Below are 13,898 nucleotides of genomic sequence, written 5' to 3'. Positions count from 1 at the left end.
GCGCAACGCGCCGCCTATACCCTCACTCGCTGATGATCTTCACCCTGTCGCCGGGCCGGATGCTGCTCGTCGCCGAGAGCGCGTTGATCATCCGGAACAGGTCGAGCTTGCGGTCGGTGCCCATCATGCGCGCCGACAGCGAGGCGACGGTGTCGCCCGGCCGGGCGGTGACGACGCGCACGCGCAGCGGCTTCAGCGAGGCCGCCTCCTCCGCGCTCAGCTTGCGGAAGGAGGATCTCAGCACGGAGGCGGTCGGCGCGAGCGCCGCCGAGCCCTGCGGCACCGCCGTCAGGAAGCGGTAGATTTGGTTGTCGATCCTCACCACCGTCACGTCGAAGTCCCAGCGGTCGGCGGCGGCCCTCGCGGTCGCGGCCTCCAGCCCGTTGACGGTGATCGCGCGGATCGTCTCGGGACGCAGCCCCGTCACCCAGCCGCTGGAAATGTAGTTGACGAGGTTCTGCCGGCGGCTGTCGGCCACGCCGTCGAAGCGGATGGCGATGTCGCCCGGGCCGGTCGCCAGCACCGCGTCGGCCTTGTTGTCGATCTGGAAGCCGGCCGGCACGTCGAAGCGGATGCCGAGCTTGCCGTGCAGGAAGGTCTGGCCGCGCACGTAGCCCTCCTCCGGCGCGTCGCCGTAGAGCAGGCCGTCGATGCCGGCGAGATAGTAGTCGCGGCCGCGGTCGCCGACCGTGCCCTCCGCCCCGAAGGCGCGCGCGTGCCGGCGCGCGAGCTCGACGCGCTGCGGCGCGTTCGGGTGGCTCGACAGGAAGTCGAGGCTCTGGTCGGCCTCGGGGTCGACGGAGGTGAAATGGCTGTAGGCGGCCATCGAATCGAGGAAGCGCGCCGCCGCGTAAGGGTCGTAGCCGGCCTCGCCCAGCATGCGCACGCCGATCACGTCGGCCTGGAGCTCCTGGTTGCGCGAGAAGGCGGCGAGGCGCAGCTTGCCGCGCGCGAGCGCCTGCTTGCCGGCGATGTTGGAGGACAGCACCTCGGCCACCACGCGGCTGGCGATGACCTCGGCCTCCTCCATCTTCTGCCGCTGGATGCCGTGGTTGGCCGTCACGTGCGCCATCTCGTGCGAGAGCACGGCGGCCACTTCCGAGGCGTCGTTGGCGAGCGCGAGCAGCCCGCGCGTGACGTAGAGATAGCCGCCCGGCAGCGCGAAGGCGTTGATCGCCGGGGAATTGAGGATGGTGATGCGGTAGGACTGGTTCGGGTTCTCCGAAACCAGCGTCAGCGCGCCGGCGATGCGCGCGACCAGCCGCTCGGTCTTGGCGTCCTTGTACTCGCCGCCGTAGCTTGCGACGATGCGCGGATGCTCGCGCGCGCCCATCTGCGCGCGCGGGTCGTTCTTCTGCACCTCGTCGACGATCTGCGGGTTGGAGGAGGGCGAGACCGTCGGCTCGTAGCTCTGCTCGATCAGCGACTGGCAGCCGGCGAGCGTCAGCGCGGCAAGCAGCGTCAGCGCGGCAAGCGGCCGCAAGGCCCCGCGTCCGGATCGGTTTGCCGCAGTCTCTGTCGGTTGCGCCATCGTGCTTGCCCACACCCCTCGACCTCATGAGATAGACGCGCCGTACCCGGCCGGCAACTCCCAGTCGACAAAGGATTTTCCTTGTGGCTCCGGTGACACAGGGGGGCGTCCAAATTGTGGCGGCGCAGCATCAGACGGGGCCGTGGCCGAGGAAGCGGGCGACGGCCGGCGGCGCGCGGCGCGACAGGAAATCCTCCGCCGGCTCGTCGAGGACGATGGCGCCGTCCTCCAGGAAGATCACCCGCTCGGCGAGCCGGCGGATATCCTCCGGCTGGTGGGTGATGAAGAGCATCGTGCTGCCCGTCTCGGCGGTGAGCTCCGAGAGCAGCTTCGCCATCTCGGCGCGCATGGCCGGGTCGAGCGCGGCGAAGGGCTCGTCGAGCAGCAGGATCGGCCGGCGGCGCACCAGCGCGCGGGCGAGCGCCACGCGCTGCCGCTCGCCGCCGGAGAGCGGCCCCGGCAGGCGCCGCTCGTGGCCGCCGAGGCCGACGCGGGAAAGCGCGGCGAAGACCCGCTGGCGCGCCGCCGCGTCGAGCCGGAGCGAAGGGTCGATGCCGAGGCCGACATTGTCGGCGACGGAAAGATGGGCGAAGAGGTTGTTGTCCTGGAAGACGATCGAGACGGGCCGGTCGGCCGGGTCGCGGCCCGCCATGTCCTTGCCGAGGAGCGTGACGCTGCCGGTCGCCGGCGTCTCGAAGCCGGCGATGACGTTGAAGAGCGTCGACTTGCCCGCCCCCGACGGACCCGCCACGGCGACGGCCGCGCCCTCGGGGATCGCGCAGTCGAAGGAAAGCTGCTTTTCGGCGAAGCGCACGGTCACGCCGCTGAGGCGGATGGCGATATCAGGCATCGGCGGGTCCTTGGCGCCGGCGGTCGGCGGCGGTCGAGGGGAGCGTGAGGAGGAGGCAGAGCACGCCGAGCACCAGCGCGATGCCGGCGGCGTCCGCCGTGCGGTAGCTCGCCATGCGGGAGAAGAGCAGCCAGGGCAGGGTGACGAAGCCCTCGGCGCCGAAGATCGCCACGGCGCCGAGATCGCCGAGCGACAGCGCCATGGCGAAGGCGAAGGCGGTCAGGAACGGCTTCCTCAGCGCCGGCAGGTCGATCCAGCGCAGCCGGTGCCGTCCGGTGACGCCGAGCGAGAGCGCCAGCCGCGCCGTGCGGGCGAGGTGGGTGCGGTAGGCGGGCTCCAGCACGCGCACGACGAAGGGCAGCGCCATCATCGCGTTGATGACGGTGATCACCGCCGGCGCGAAGCGCCCGGTCTCGCCGAAGGGCCTGAGCACCAGGAACCAGCCGGTCGCCACCACCACGGGCGGCACCAGCAGGATCAGCGAGCCCATCGCCGGCAGCGCGCGGGCCATCAGCCGCGTCGCCGTCCCGGAATCCGCGGCGCCGGCGAGCGGCGGCACCAGCACGATCGGCAGCGCGATGGCGAGCGACAGGCTCGCCGAGGAAAACGAGATGGCGAGGCTCGTCACGAGCGCCCGGTGCAGGAGCGGGTCGAGCGCCAGCCGGCCGAAATCGGCGGCGAGCCCCGAGGCGACGGTGGCGGCGAGCGGTGCGGCGGTGAAGAGCGTGAAGAGGACGAGCACCAGCGCGTCGGCGGGCCTGCGCCTTCTCCCGTCGAAGCGGCGGATGGCGCGCCCGGCCGTCATGCCCTCCTCCGGCGGCCGGCCGAGGAGGGTGCCGAGCGACAGCAGGCTCGCGGTGACGGCGATCTGCAGGAAGGCGAGGAGCACGGCGCGCGGCGGGTCGAAGTCGAAGCGCAGCGCCTGGTAGATCGCCACCTCGATCGTCGTTGCCGCCGGCCCGCCGCCGAGCGTCAGCACGATGGTGAAGCTCGCCGCGCAGAGCATGAAGACGAGGCCGGCGATGCCGGGGATGACGCGGCGGATCACCGGCCATTCGATCAGCCGGAATGTGGCGCCGCCGCCCATGCCGAGGTTCGCCGCCGTCAGCCAGTATTCCGCCGGGATGCGGTCGAGGGCGGCGAGCATCAGCCGCGCGGCGAGCGGCATGTTGAAGAAGACATGGGCGATCAGGATGCCCGTCAGGCCGTAGACGCTGACGGGGCTTGCAAGCCCCGCAAGCCGCAGGAGATCGTTGACGACGCCCTGCCGCCCCCAGATCTCGACGATGCCGAGTGCGGCCACCAGCGCCGGCAGGCCGAGCGGCACGGCGGAGAGGCGCAGCAGCCAGACCCGGCCGGGAAAGGCGCGCTGGCGGGCGAGCGCCCGGGCGACGGGGATCGCCAGCAGGATCGACAGGACCGTCGACAGCGTCGCCTGCAGCAGCGTGAAGCGGGCGACGCGCCAGGTATAGGCGTCGAGCAGCGGCGCGCCCGCGCCGTCGGCATGGGAAAGCAGCACGACGGTCGCCACGCCGACGAAGGCGAGCACGAAGCCGAGGGCGATGCCCCCGGCGGCGCGCAAGGCCCTGCGTTCGGCGCGGGCGAAGATCATCGCGCGCTCATGACGGAAAGCCACTCGTCGATCCAGGCCTTGCGGTTCTCCGCGACGGCCTCGGGCGAGTAGAGGAAGGTCTTCTCCGGCTTCACCAGCCGGTCGAAGGCCTCCGGCAGCGGGTCGCGCGTGGCGGCGGCGGGCATCATCCAGTTGGTCTCGGGGATGATCGACTGGAAGTCGGGGCCGGTCATGAAGGCGAGGAAGTCGCGGGCGAGCGCCTTGTCCTTGCCCGCCTTGGTCAGGCCGGCGACCTCGATCTGCACGTAGTGGCCCTCGGCGAAGGCGGCCGCCTTGTAGCGCTCCGTGTTCTCGGCGATCATGTGATAGGCGGGCGAGGTCGTGTAGGAGAGCACCATCGGCGCCTCGCCCTTGGTGAAGAGGCCGTAGGCCTCCGACCAGCCGGGCGTCACCGTCAGCACGCGGTCCTTGAGCTTCTCCCAGGCCGCCCCCGCCTCGTCGCCGTAGACGGATTTCACCCAGAGCAGCAGTCCCAGGCCGGGCGTCGAGGTGCGCGGGTCCTCGATGACGATCTTCTCGTCCGGGTTCCCCTCGACGAGTTCCTTCATGCTCGCCGGCGGGTCCTTCAGCGTCTCGCTGTCGTAGACGACGGCGAAATGGCCGTAGTCGTAGGGCAGGAACGTGTCGTCGGAGAAGCCGCCGGGCACCGTCAGGCCCTCGGGGGAAAGCCCGTGCGGCTCGAAGAGGCCCGTCGCCTTCGCCTCGGCGATCAGGTTGGTGTCGAGGCCGAGCACGACGTCGGCCCGCGTGCCCGCGCCTTCGAGCCTCAGGCGGGTGAGGAGCTCGACGCCGTCGGCCACGCCGACCCAGGTCACCTTGCAGGCGCAGGTCGCCTCGAAGGCCTCGGCGACCTTGGGGCCGGGACCCCAGTCGGCGACGAAGCTCTCGTAGGTGTAGACGGTGAGCGTCCTCTCCTGCGCGAGCGCCGGCAGGGCGAGGGATGCGGCGAGCGCCGCGATCGGGGAAACAATGGTCTTGCGCATCAGCGCCTCCTTCTGTCCATGAACGGGAATAGGGCGCTGGTCCGTGCCGTCTAATCCCTCCGCCGGTACGAGCCGGATCAGGTTCTTCGGGTTGGCGGAACGCCTCTCAGCCGGCGGATCGGAAATCCGCAGGCACCCCGTTAGAGCAAGGCAAGGGATAATCCGGCTTCGGGCGGGGCGCAAGGGCGGGCGCCTCTTTTCGCCCTGTTCCGCGCGAAACAGCGGCGGACCGGGCGATGTGGGACGGTCCGGTCACCGGACGAGAGAGGCTCGTCCTTCCAGAGAGATCGGGAGAGACCCACATGCGCAAGATCGTCGTTTCCGCCGCCATCGCCGCCGTCGCCGCCATCTCCTTCGCCGCCCCGTCCGAGGCCGGCGACTACGGCTACGGCTACAAGCCCGCCTGCTTCGTCAAGAAGGTGGCGTCCTACGACCATTACGGCAACCGCGTCGTCAAGAAGATCAGGGTCTGCAGGTAACGGCCATCCCCGACCTCCCGACGAGGCCCGGATGTCCCTGCGTCCGGGCCTTTGCGCGTGCCCGCGGGATTTTTCGCGCGCGCCGTTTTCCCCGCCCGCCGGACCCGTGCCTACAATCGTCCCGTTCCGCCCTCGGATACGCTGCCAGGCGTGGCAGTGAGGCGGGACCGGCGCGGGCCGTGGGGAAAGGACGCAAGGCCTCACGGACCGGGTCCGCGGAAAATGGTCTCCCTCTGGCGAACCGGGGGCGGCGGCGGGGCGGCGGACCTCCCCCTCGTCTCCTCTGGTCAAGTCGCCGGGCGTGCCTGTGTGGCACACAAGACGGTGGATTTGCGCCGGGCGGCGTCCGGGGGTTCGACGAACCCGGTTCGCCCGGCGCAGGTGGAAGACGGTGCCGACCGGCGGTCATGGCTGCGGCATCGTAGGCCTGAGGGCGTGCATGACCCCTTCTGCGGAGGGGCACGCCACCGTTCCCACAAAGCCCGCTGTCGCAGAGAGGCCGAAGTCGCGGGCACAAACCGCCGAACGGGATGCCGGAGGGTGTCACGTTTCATACATTCAGATGCGGCAGCCTCCGGCGCCCCGTCCGACAGATCCTCGAAACCACGGCGGATCCCGCGCGTGGCCGCAGGCGTATCCGCCAAAATCTTTCCCTTTCCGCAGAACATGCGCTAAGGGCTTGCCCATGACCATGCCGGCATCCACAGACCAGACCTTCGTCATCCTTCTCGGCGGCACGCTCGAGGCGACGCCGCGGCTGCGGGCGGACCTCAGCGGCGCCCGCTTCGTCGCCGCCGACGGCGGCATGCGCCATGCGGCGGCGCTCGGCGTCACGCCGGAGCTGTGGGTCGGCGACTTCGATTCGACGCCGCCCGAGCTCGTCGCCGCCTGGCCGGAGGTCGAGCGCCAGCCCTATCCCGCCGCCAAGAACGAGACGGACGGCGCCATCGCGGTCGCCGCGGCGGCCGAGCGCGGGGCGCGGCGGATCCTGCTTGCCGGCGCGCTCGGCGGCGAGCGCTCCGACCACGCGCTGATGCACCTCATCCACGCCGTGTCGCTCGCCGAGCGGGGCTTCTCCGTCAAGCTCACCTCCGGCGAGGAGGAGGCCTGGCCGCTCCTGCCGGGGACGCGGGCGATCGACCTGCCCAGGGGCAGCCTCTTCTCGATCCTCGGCCTCCAGCCGCTCGCCGGCCTCGACCTTCGGAACGTGCGCTATCCGCTTGAGGATTTCTCGCTGCCCTTCGGCTCGTCGCGCACCGTCTCCAACGTGGCGGAAGGGCCGGTCAGCCTGTCGCTTGCCGCCGGCCGCGCGGTCCTCATCGCCCGGCCCTACGATCTTTCGGGAGCCTGAGCCTTGGCACCGCCCATCCTCAAACTCGACGACATCACCCTGAGCTTCGGCGGCACGCCGCTGCTCGCCGGCGCCGGCCTGCAGGTGGAGCCGGGCGACCGCATCTCGCTCGTCGGCCGCAACGGCTCGGGCAAGTCGACGCTGATGAAGATCGCCGCCGGCCTCGTCGAGCCGCAGTCGGGCGAGGTCTTCCGCCATCCCTCCGCGACGATCCGCTACCTGCACCAGGCGCCCGATTTCGACGGCTTCGACACGGTCGCCGCCTATGCGGAGGCCGGCCTCGGCCCGGGCGACGATCCCTATCGCGTCACCTACCTGCTGGAGCACCTCGGCCTCACCGGCGCCGAGGATCCGGCGTCGCTGTCGGGCGGCGAGGCGCGGCGCGCGGCGCTCGCCCGGGTGCTGGCGCCCGAGCCCGACATCCTGCTCCTCGACGAGCCGACCAACCACCTCGACCTGCCGACCATCGAATGGCTGGAAGGCGAGCTGCAGTCGACCCGCTCGGCCCTCGTCGTCATCTCGCACGACCGCCGCTTCCTCGAGAAGGTCTCGAACGCCACCGTCTGGCTCGACCGCGGCCAGTCGCGCCGTCTGAACCGGGGCTTCGGCCATTTCGAGGCCTGGCGCGACGAGGTGCTGGAGGCGGAGGAACTGGAGCAGCACAAGCTCGGCAAGGCGATCGAGCGCGAGGAGCACTGGCTGCGCTACGGCGTCACGGCGCGGCGCAAGCGCAACATGCGCCGCCTCGGCCAATTGCACGAGATGCGCGCCCGCCACCGCGGCCACCGGGGCCCGCAGGGCAGCGTGCAGGCGGGCGTCTCCGAGGCGCAGGAGTCCGGCAAGCTGGTGATCGAGGCGGAGAGGGTCGCCAAGAGTTTCGGCGGGCGCGTAATCGTCGCGCCCTTCTCGATCCGCGTGCATCGCGGCGACTGCATCGGCCTCGTCGGCCCGAACGGCGCCGGCAAGACGACGCTGCTGAAGCTTTTGACCGGCCAGCTCGAACCCGACGGCGGCACGGTGAAGCTCGGCACCAATCTGGAGATCGCCACGCTCGACCAGCGCCGCGAGGACCTGAACCTCGACGACACGCTCGCCCACTACCTCACCGACGGGCGCGGCGAGACGCTTCTCGTCAACGGCGAGCAGCGTCACGTGACGGGCTACATGAAGGAATTCCTGTTCCAGCCCGAGCAGGCCCGCACGCCGATCCGCAACCTGTCGGGCGGCGAGCGCGCCCGGCTGATGCTGGCGCGCATCCTGTCGCGGCCGGTCAACCTGCTGATTCTCGACGAGCCGACCAACGACCTCGACATCGAGACGCTCGATCTCCTGCAGGAGATCGTCTCCGGCTTTCCCGGCACCGTGCTCCTCGTCAGCCACGACCGCGACTTCCTCGACCGCACCGTCACCTCGACCATCGCGCCCGCCGACCCGGAGAACCCGGACGGCCGCTGGATCGAATATGCCGGCGGCTATACCGACATGATGGCGCAGCGCCGCGGCGCGATCGAGGAGAAGCGCAGGACGGAGAAGGCGGAGAGGACGAAGCCCGCCGCCGCCCAGCCCGCCGAGGGCAAGGCGAAGGGCAAGCTCTCCTACAAGCAGAAGTTCGCGCTCGAAAACCTGCCGAAGGAGATGGAGAAGACGCAGAAGGAGATCGCCGCGCGCGAGGAGAGGATGGCCGATCCTGCCCTCTTCTCGAAGGACCCTGCCGCCTTCAACAGGCTCGCCGCCGAGCTGGAGACGTTGCGGGCCGGGCTTTCGAGGATGGAGGAGGAGTGGCTGGAGCTGGAGATGCTGCGCGAGGAGCTGGAGGGGTAAGGTTTCATAGGGAATGCGGCGTAGCCGATCCCCTTCTCCCCGGCGGGGAGAAGGTGGCCCGAAGGGCCGGATGAGGGGGTGAAGCACGGTGGAGCAATCATGATTTCGCCTACGGCGTCCCCCTCATCCCGCTGCCGCGACCTTCTCCCCGCCGGGGAGAAGGGGCAAGCGGCGCTCCCATCATTCCATATGGAAGGCTCCCGAAATCTTCCCCACCCCCCGCCGCCGCCCCTATCATCAACGGCGTGGATTGATTCCCGGCCGGCACGGGTCTATTTAAAACGCTCGTGGTGATTTGGCCGGCCGGCTTGCAGCCACGTTAAACAAGTCGCTAAAGGGCCGCGCGAGGACAAGCCTTCCGTGGACCGGTTGCGACGACGTTGCGGCCGGTTTTTTGTTTGCGATCGAGTAGAGAGATGCCCATCAAGATTCCCGATACGTTGCCCGCCTTCGAAACCCTCGTCGGGGAAGGCGTGCGGGTGATGACCGAGACCGTGGCGATCCGGCAGGATATCCGCCCGCTGCAGATCGGGCTCCTCAATCTCATGCCGAACAAGATCAAGACCGAGGTGCAGATGGCGCGCCTCGTCGGCGCGACGCCGCTGCAGGTGGAGCTGTCGCTGGTGCGCGTCGGCGGCCACCGGCCGAAGAACACCTCCGAGGAGCACCTGCTCGCCTTCTACGACACGTGGGAGGAGATCCGCCACCGCAAGTTCGACGGCTTCATCATCACCGGCGCGCCGGTGGAGACGCTCGACTACGAGGACGTCACCTACTGGGACGAGATGAAGCGCATCTTCGACTGGACCGAGACCAACGTGCATTCGACGCTCAACGTCTGCTGGGGCGCGATGGCGGCGATCTACCATTTCCACGGCGTGCCCAAGCACACGCTCGCCGAAAAGGCCTTCGGCGTCTACCGCCACCACAACCGCAAGCCCTCCTCGGTCTATCTCAGCGGCTTCTCCGACGACTTCCAGATCCCCGTCTCGCGCTGGACCGAGGTGCGCATCGAGGACATCCGCAGGGTGCCGGAGCTCGACATCCTGATGGATTCCGACGAGACCGGCGTCTGCCTCGTGCAGGAGAAGGCGGGCAACCGGCTCTACATCTTCAACCACGTCGAATACGACTCGACCTCGCTTGCCGACGAGTATTTCCGCGACGTCGACGCCGGCGTGCCGATCAAGCTGCCGAAGAACTACTTTCCCCACAACGATCCGACGCTTCCGCCGCAGAACCGCTGGCGCAGCCACGCCCACCTGCTCTTCGGCAACTGGATCAACGAGATCTACCAGACCACGCCCTACGACCTGGAGAAGATCGGGACGGGCGCCTGAGGCCGGCGTCGCCTCCGAAAAGTATGATTTTTTAATTGCGGGCCGGCGGGATTTGCAGCAGTTTGCCGGCCTGTAGCAATTCCGGCAAAGGCGCGGCGGTTCCGCGCCCGGAATTGCGTCGAACCGAACGGATGCCGGCACAGGAGACGGACTTGGCAGACAACGAGATTTTCGGCCGCCTGCAGACCGGCGAAGAGGTGCGGCGCGTCACGATCGCCGGCGGCGGGCTGACGGCGAAGGTGCTGACCTGGGGCGCGGTCATCCAGGACCTGCGGCTTGCGGGCCACCGGCCGCCGCTCGTGCTCGGCTTCGAGGATTTCGCCCATTACCCGGCTCACTCCCCCTATTTCGGCGCGACGCCGGGCCGCTGCGCCAACCGCATCGACGGCGGCCGGCTCGTCATCGACGGTAAGGCGTTCCCGCTCGAGCGCAACGAGGGCGGCGTCAACCACCTGCACGGCGGCAGCGACGGCATCGGCCGCCGCAACTGGCGCATCGCGGGCGAGGGGCCGGACCACGTCGTGCTCGCCATCACCGATCCCGCCGGGCGCGCCGGCTATCCGGGGACGTGCGAGATCACCTGCACCTATCGCCTGCACGGCGACGGCGTCCTTTCGGTCTCCTACACGGCGACGGCCGACGCGCCGACGCCCGTCAACCTCTGCCAGCACAGCTACTTCATCCTCGACGACGGAGCGGACGCGCTCGGCCACGAGATCCGCATCGCGGCGGAAAGCTACCTGCCGGTCGATGAACACCTGATCCCGACCGGCGAGGTCCGTCCCGTCGCCGGCACGGCCTTCGACCTCACCCGCTTCACGCCGATGCGCCGGCAGGTGGAGCCGGGCGGCGTCGCCTTCGACCACAATTTCTGCCTCTCGCCCGGCCGCACCGCCAAACGCAGCGTCGCGGAAGTGCGCAGCCCCGCCTCGGGCGTGTCGCTCGAGGTTTCGACCACCGAGCCCGGCGTGCAGCTCTACACCGGCAGCAAGGTCGACGTGCCGGTGCCCGGGATAGAGGGCCGGCGCTATTCCGCCTTCGCCGGCTTCTGCCTGGAGACGCAGCTCTGGCCCGACGCGGTCAACCACCCGTCCTTCCCCGACGCGATCCTGCGTCCCGGCGGGACCCTGCGCCAGGAGACGGACTACGTGTTCCGCCGGAGCTGAGCGGGAATCCCGGTAAAAAGTCGCGGCCGGTGCAGAAACGCTCTTACCATGACGTGCACAGTCAATTATGACGGGCCGATGACAACCCGAGGCAAGTAAGAGACGCCCATGCTTTCGCTGTTCCGCAAACTGATGCCGCGCGAAGACCGTTTCTTCGATCTCTTCGAACAGCATTCCCGCACGGTCGTCGGCGCGGCCGAATCGCTGCAGGCGCTGCTCGCCGGCGGTCCGGACATGGAACGGCATTGCGAGCGCATCGTCGCGCTGGAGGACGAGGCGGACGACATCACCCGCGAGGTGCTGCTCGCCGTGCGCCGCAGCTTCATCACCCCCTTCGACCGCGGCGACATCAAGGACCTCATCCAGTCGATGGACGACGCCATCGACATGATGCACAAGACGGTGAAGACCATCCGGCTCTACGAGAAGACGAGCTTCGAGCCGGGCATGCAGGAGATGGGCGCCGTGGTCGTCAAGGCGGCCCACCTCATCGCCGAGGCCATCCCGCTGCTCGACCGCATCGGCCAGCACGCCGGCCGCCTCAGCGCCATCACCGAGGAGATCACCAAGGTCGAGGGCCGGTCCGACGAGCTGCACGACGAGGGCCTGAAGGGCCTCTTCCGGAGCTACGGCAGGACGGACCCGATGGCCTACGTGATCGGCCGCGAGATCTACGGCGAGCTGGAGAAGGTGGTCGACCGCTTCGAGGACGTGGCGAACGAAATAAGCGGCATCGTGATCGAGAACGTCTGATGGACGCCACGCTCGCCCTTCCGTTGCTTGCCGGCCTGATCGGCGTCGCCCTCTTCTTCGATTTCCTGAACGGCCTTCACGACGCGGCGAACTCGATCGCCACCATCGTCTCGACGCGCGTGCTGCGCCCGCAATATGCCGTGTTCTGGGCGGCCTTCTTCAATTTCATCGCCTTCCTGTTCTTCGGCCTGCACGTCGCCGAGACGCTCGGCACCGGCATCATCGACCCGGGCATCGTCACGCCGCTCGTCATCTTCTCGGCGCTGATGGGCGCGATCATCTGGAACATCGTCACCTGGGTGTTCGGCATCCCGTCGAGCTCGTCGCACGCGCTGATCGGCGGCCTCGTCGGCGCGGGCCTCGCCAAGACCGGCTTCGATTCCGTCGTGTGGACGGGCCTGCTCAAGACCGCGAGCGCCATCTTCATGTCGCCCGCCATCGGCTTCCTGCTGGCGCTCGTGCTGATCCTCATCGTCTCGTGGATCTTCGTGCGGCAGACGCCCTTCGCGGTCGACCGCACCTTTCGCGTCATGCAGTTCGTCTCCGCCTCGCTCTATTCGCTCGGCCACGGCGGCAACGACGCGCAGAAGACGATGGGCATCATCGCCGTCCTGCTGTTCTCGCAGGGCTATCTCGGCGACGAGTTCCACGTGCCCTTCTGGGTGGTCATCACCTGCCAGGCGGCGATGGCGCTCGGCACGCTGATGGGCGGCTGGCGCATCGTCCACACGATGGGCTCGAAGATCACCCGGCTCACGCCGATGCAGGGCTTCTGCGCCGAGACGGGCGGGGCGATCACGCTGTTCGGCGCGACCTGGCTCGGCATCCCGGTCTCCACCACGCACACGATCACCGGCGCGATCATCGGCGTCGGCGCCGCCCGCCGCGTCTCCGCCGTGCGCTGGGGCATCGCCGGCAACATCGTCATCGCCTGGATCGTGACCCTGCCCTCCGCCGCCGCGATCTCGGCGCTGTTCTACCTGGCAGTGGACGCGTTCTAGGCGGGCTCGCGGGGTGCGGGCCGAAGCTATGCCGGGGCGAGCGGTCGCCCTCGGCAGCCTCCTACCCTTCAGCTTCGCCGGGCTGAGACGGCGGCAACGGCTCCAGCGGCTTCTTCGCCAGCTCGGCGGCCGCCTGCGCGAGCTCCGTCAGTCCGCGCACGATGTCTGCGAGATGGCACAAGGGGGACCCGCCAGGTGCCGCTGCGTCACTGCCCGCTTCGCCGGAATCAGCTTCGCCGTCTTCTGCCGTCTGCATTTCCCGCCCTCCCCGTGCGGGATGTCGAATGCGCGGCGCGCTCGAAAGTTCCGGCAGGAAATCAGCCTTCAGCAAGGCGTCGGAATTGACGGGGAGGCGCGTCTTGCCGTCGCCGTGGACGAAGTGCCGTCGTCCTTCTTCTCCCGGCGTGGTTGGTCGGACCTCCATGATGCCATCGCACTCACCCCGCATTCCGCCGGCCGGCCGGCGCTTCATGGCAACAAGCCCCTGAATTTGCTTGCTGTCCCGGTCGTGTCGGCTATCTTTCATCCCGTTGGAACCAAAAGGAGGAGAAGGCCATGCGGCTGATGTCCATCATTGCCGTTGTCTCGGTCGCCGTATTCGCAGCCGGCTGCGTATCGGAAACCAGCTACAATCGCGCGCAGGAGATCGTGCGCGGAAGCCCGGCGGCGAAACGGGACGGCGTGAACAAGTGCTATGCCGGCGCCCGCAGGGCGTCTCCCGCCCGCAAGGCCGAGATGGCGAAGATCATGAACGTCAGCCCCCGCCGCGACGTCGCGCGCATCTATTGCCAGCGGGCGTTCAACGGTGTTGCGAGCGGACGCATCACCTATGACGACTTCAGAACGCAAAGCCCGCGCTTCATCCGGGTCATTCAAGGCCGGTGACGGCCGCGGCCGCCAAGGCCGGATCGCCGCGGCCGGATGCCGCGGCGGCTTCGATGCCGGAAGGCGCGGTGGACGCCTTGTCCGCCGCGTCTTCCCTGTCCTGAG

Annotated in this window: 13 protein-coding genes and 2 riboswitches; of the genes, 8 read left to right on the top strand and 5 right to left on the bottom strand. The window is 69.1% G+C overall.

The genetic code is table 11. The annotated features are described in order from the left end of the window. Positions 1-22: 22 nt before the first annotated feature. From NNZ72_RS08435 to thiB, 4 genes are all read right to left on the bottom strand, one after another. The gene (locus tag NNZ72_RS08435; RefSeq protein WP_257314843.1) at positions 23-1,531 is read right to left on the bottom strand and encodes a M48 family metalloprotease; all 1,509 of its coding nucleotides are present in this window, start codon (positions 1,529-1,531) and stop codon (positions 23-25) included. A gap of 130 nt (positions 1,532-1,661) precedes the next feature. Next, positions 1,662-2,381 (bottom strand): thiamine ABC transporter ATP-binding protein, encoded by a 720-nt coding sequence (thiQ, locus tag NNZ72_RS08430; protein WP_257314842.1) that lies wholly within the window; start codon positions 2,379-2,381, stop codon positions 1,662-1,664. Then, a complete protein-coding gene (thiP, locus tag NNZ72_RS08425; RefSeq protein ID WP_257314974.1) occupies positions 2,374-3,993 on the bottom strand; it encodes a thiamine/thiamine pyrophosphate ABC transporter permease in 1,620 nt (539 codons plus the stop codon). The genes thiQ and thiP overlap by 8 nt, the downstream gene beginning before the upstream one ends. After that, on the bottom strand, positions 3,990-4,997 hold the full coding sequence (gene thiB, locus NNZ72_RS08420) for a thiamine ABC transporter substrate binding subunit (RefSeq protein ID WP_257314841.1): 1,008 nt from the start codon (positions 4,995-4,997) through the stop codon (positions 3,990-3,992). The genes thiP and thiB overlap by 4 nt, the downstream gene beginning before the upstream one ends. 37 nt (positions 4,998-5,034) lie before the next feature. Then, positions 5,035-5,147: riboswitch (TPP riboswitch) on the bottom strand. Positions 5,148-5,299: 152 nt separating this feature from the next. On the opposite strand from thiB, the gene NNZ72_RS08415 reads away from it, so the two are divergent. The 7 genes from NNZ72_RS08415 to NNZ72_RS08385 all read left to right on the top strand — a co-directional run bounded on the left by NNZ72_RS08415 (position 5,300) and on the right by NNZ72_RS08385 (position 12,908). Further along, positions 5,300-5,476: a hypothetical protein gene (locus NNZ72_RS08415; RefSeq protein WP_257314840.1), complete on the top strand. Its 177-nt coding sequence runs from the start codon at positions 5,300-5,302 to the stop codon at positions 5,474-5,476. A 691-nt stretch (positions 5,477-6,167) separates the two neighbouring features. Further along, a complete protein-coding gene (locus NNZ72_RS08410) occupies positions 6,168-6,827 on the top strand; it encodes a thiamine diphosphokinase (RefSeq protein ID WP_257314973.1) in 660 nt (219 codons plus the stop codon). 3 nt (positions 6,828-6,830) lie between these two features. Then, the gene (locus NNZ72_RS08405; RefSeq protein WP_257314839.1) at positions 6,831-8,648 is read left to right on the top strand and encodes an ABC-F family ATP-binding cassette domain-containing protein; all 1,818 of its coding nucleotides are present in this window, start codon (positions 6,831-6,833) and stop codon (positions 8,646-8,648) included. Positions 8,649-8,925: 277 nt separating this feature from the next. Beyond that, a riboswitch (SAM riboswitch) is annotated at positions 8,926-9,003 on the top strand. A 61-nt stretch (positions 9,004-9,064) separates the two neighbouring features. Then, positions 9,065-9,988: a homoserine O-acetyltransferase MetA gene (gene metA, locus NNZ72_RS08400; RefSeq protein ID WP_257314838.1), complete on the top strand. Its 924-nt coding sequence runs from the start codon at positions 9,065-9,067 to the stop codon at positions 9,986-9,988. Between the two features lie 131 nt (positions 9,989-10,119). Continuing rightward, positions 10,120-11,154 (top strand): aldose epimerase family protein, encoded by a 1,035-nt coding sequence (locus NNZ72_RS08395; RefSeq protein WP_257314837.1) that lies wholly within the window; start codon positions 10,120-10,122, stop codon positions 11,152-11,154. Between the two features lie 108 nt (positions 11,155-11,262). Continuing rightward, positions 11,263-11,907 carry a DUF47 domain-containing protein gene (locus NNZ72_RS08390; protein WP_257314836.1) on the top strand — a complete coding sequence of 215 codons (645 nt, stop codon included), beginning with the start codon at positions 11,263-11,265 and terminating at the stop codon, positions 11,905-11,907. Then, positions 11,907-12,908 (top strand): inorganic phosphate transporter, encoded by a 1,002-nt coding sequence (locus tag NNZ72_RS08385; RefSeq protein WP_257314835.1) that lies wholly within the window; start codon positions 11,907-11,909, stop codon positions 12,906-12,908. The genes NNZ72_RS08390 and NNZ72_RS08385 overlap by 1 nt, the downstream gene beginning before the upstream one ends. 61 nt (positions 12,909-12,969) lie before the next feature. On the opposite strand, the gene NNZ72_RS08380 is transcribed toward NNZ72_RS08385, so the two are convergent. Continuing rightward, complete coding sequence (locus NNZ72_RS08380; protein WP_257314834.1) at positions 12,970-13,380, bottom strand: hypothetical protein; 411 nt, start codon at positions 13,378-13,380, stop codon at positions 12,970-12,972. Positions 13,381-13,463: 83 nt separating this feature from the next. Here NNZ72_RS08380 and NNZ72_RS08375 point away from each other — a divergent pair, with 83 nt between their 5' ends. Beyond that, complete coding sequence (locus NNZ72_RS08375; protein WP_257314833.1) at positions 13,464-13,793, top strand: hypothetical protein; 330 nt, start codon at positions 13,464-13,466, stop codon at positions 13,791-13,793. Positions 13,794-13,898: the final 105 nt, after the last annotated feature.

The organism is Shinella pollutisoli (assembly GCF_024609765.1).
GTDB classification, from domain to species: domain Bacteria; phylum Pseudomonadota; class Alphaproteobacteria; order Rhizobiales; family Rhizobiaceae; genus Shinella; species Shinella pollutisoli.
This window is presented reverse-complemented; position numbering and strand designations above follow the sequence as displayed.

Excerpts from the sequence above, each read along its gene's own strand:
- thiB (WP_257314841.1), bottom strand. The coding sequence starts at position 4,997 with ATGCGCAAGACCATTGTTTCCCCGATCGCGGCGCTCGCCGCATCCCTC.
- thiP (WP_257314974.1), bottom strand. The coding sequence starts at position 3,993 with ATGATCTTCGCCCGCGCCGAACGCAGGGCCTTGCGCGCCGCCGGGGGC.
- NNZ72_RS08435 (WP_257314843.1), bottom strand. The coding sequence starts at position 1,531 with ATGGCGCAACCGACAGAGACTGCGGCAAACCGATCCGGACGCGGGGCC.
- NNZ72_RS08410 (WP_257314973.1), top strand. The coding sequence starts at position 6,168 with ATGCCGGCATCCACAGACCAGACCTTCGTCATCCTTCTCGGCGGCACG.
- NNZ72_RS08375 (WP_257314833.1), top strand. The coding sequence starts at position 13,464 with ATGCGGCTGATGTCCATCATTGCCGTTGTCTCGGTCGCCGTATTCGCA.
- NNZ72_RS08380 (WP_257314834.1), bottom strand. The coding sequence starts at position 13,380 with ATGAAGCGCCGGCCGGCCGGCGGAATGCGGGGTGAGTGCGATGGCATC.
- NNZ72_RS08415 (WP_257314840.1), top strand. The coding sequence starts at position 5,300 with ATGCGCAAGATCGTCGTTTCCGCCGCCATCGCCGCCGTCGCCGCCATC.
- thiQ (WP_257314842.1), bottom strand. The coding sequence starts at position 2,381 with ATGCCTGATATCGCCATCCGCCTCAGCGGCGTGACCGTGCGCTTCGCC.
- NNZ72_RS08395 (WP_257314837.1), top strand. The coding sequence starts at position 10,120 with ATGCCGGCACAGGAGACGGACTTGGCAGACAACGAGATTTTCGGCCGC.
- NNZ72_RS08390 (WP_257314836.1), top strand. The coding sequence starts at position 11,263 with ATGCTTTCGCTGTTCCGCAAACTGATGCCGCGCGAAGACCGTTTCTTC.
- metA (WP_257314838.1), top strand. The coding sequence starts at position 9,065 with ATGCCCATCAAGATTCCCGATACGTTGCCCGCCTTCGAAACCCTCGTC.
- NNZ72_RS08385 (WP_257314835.1), top strand. The coding sequence starts at position 11,907 with ATGGACGCCACGCTCGCCCTTCCGTTGCTTGCCGGCCTGATCGGCGTC.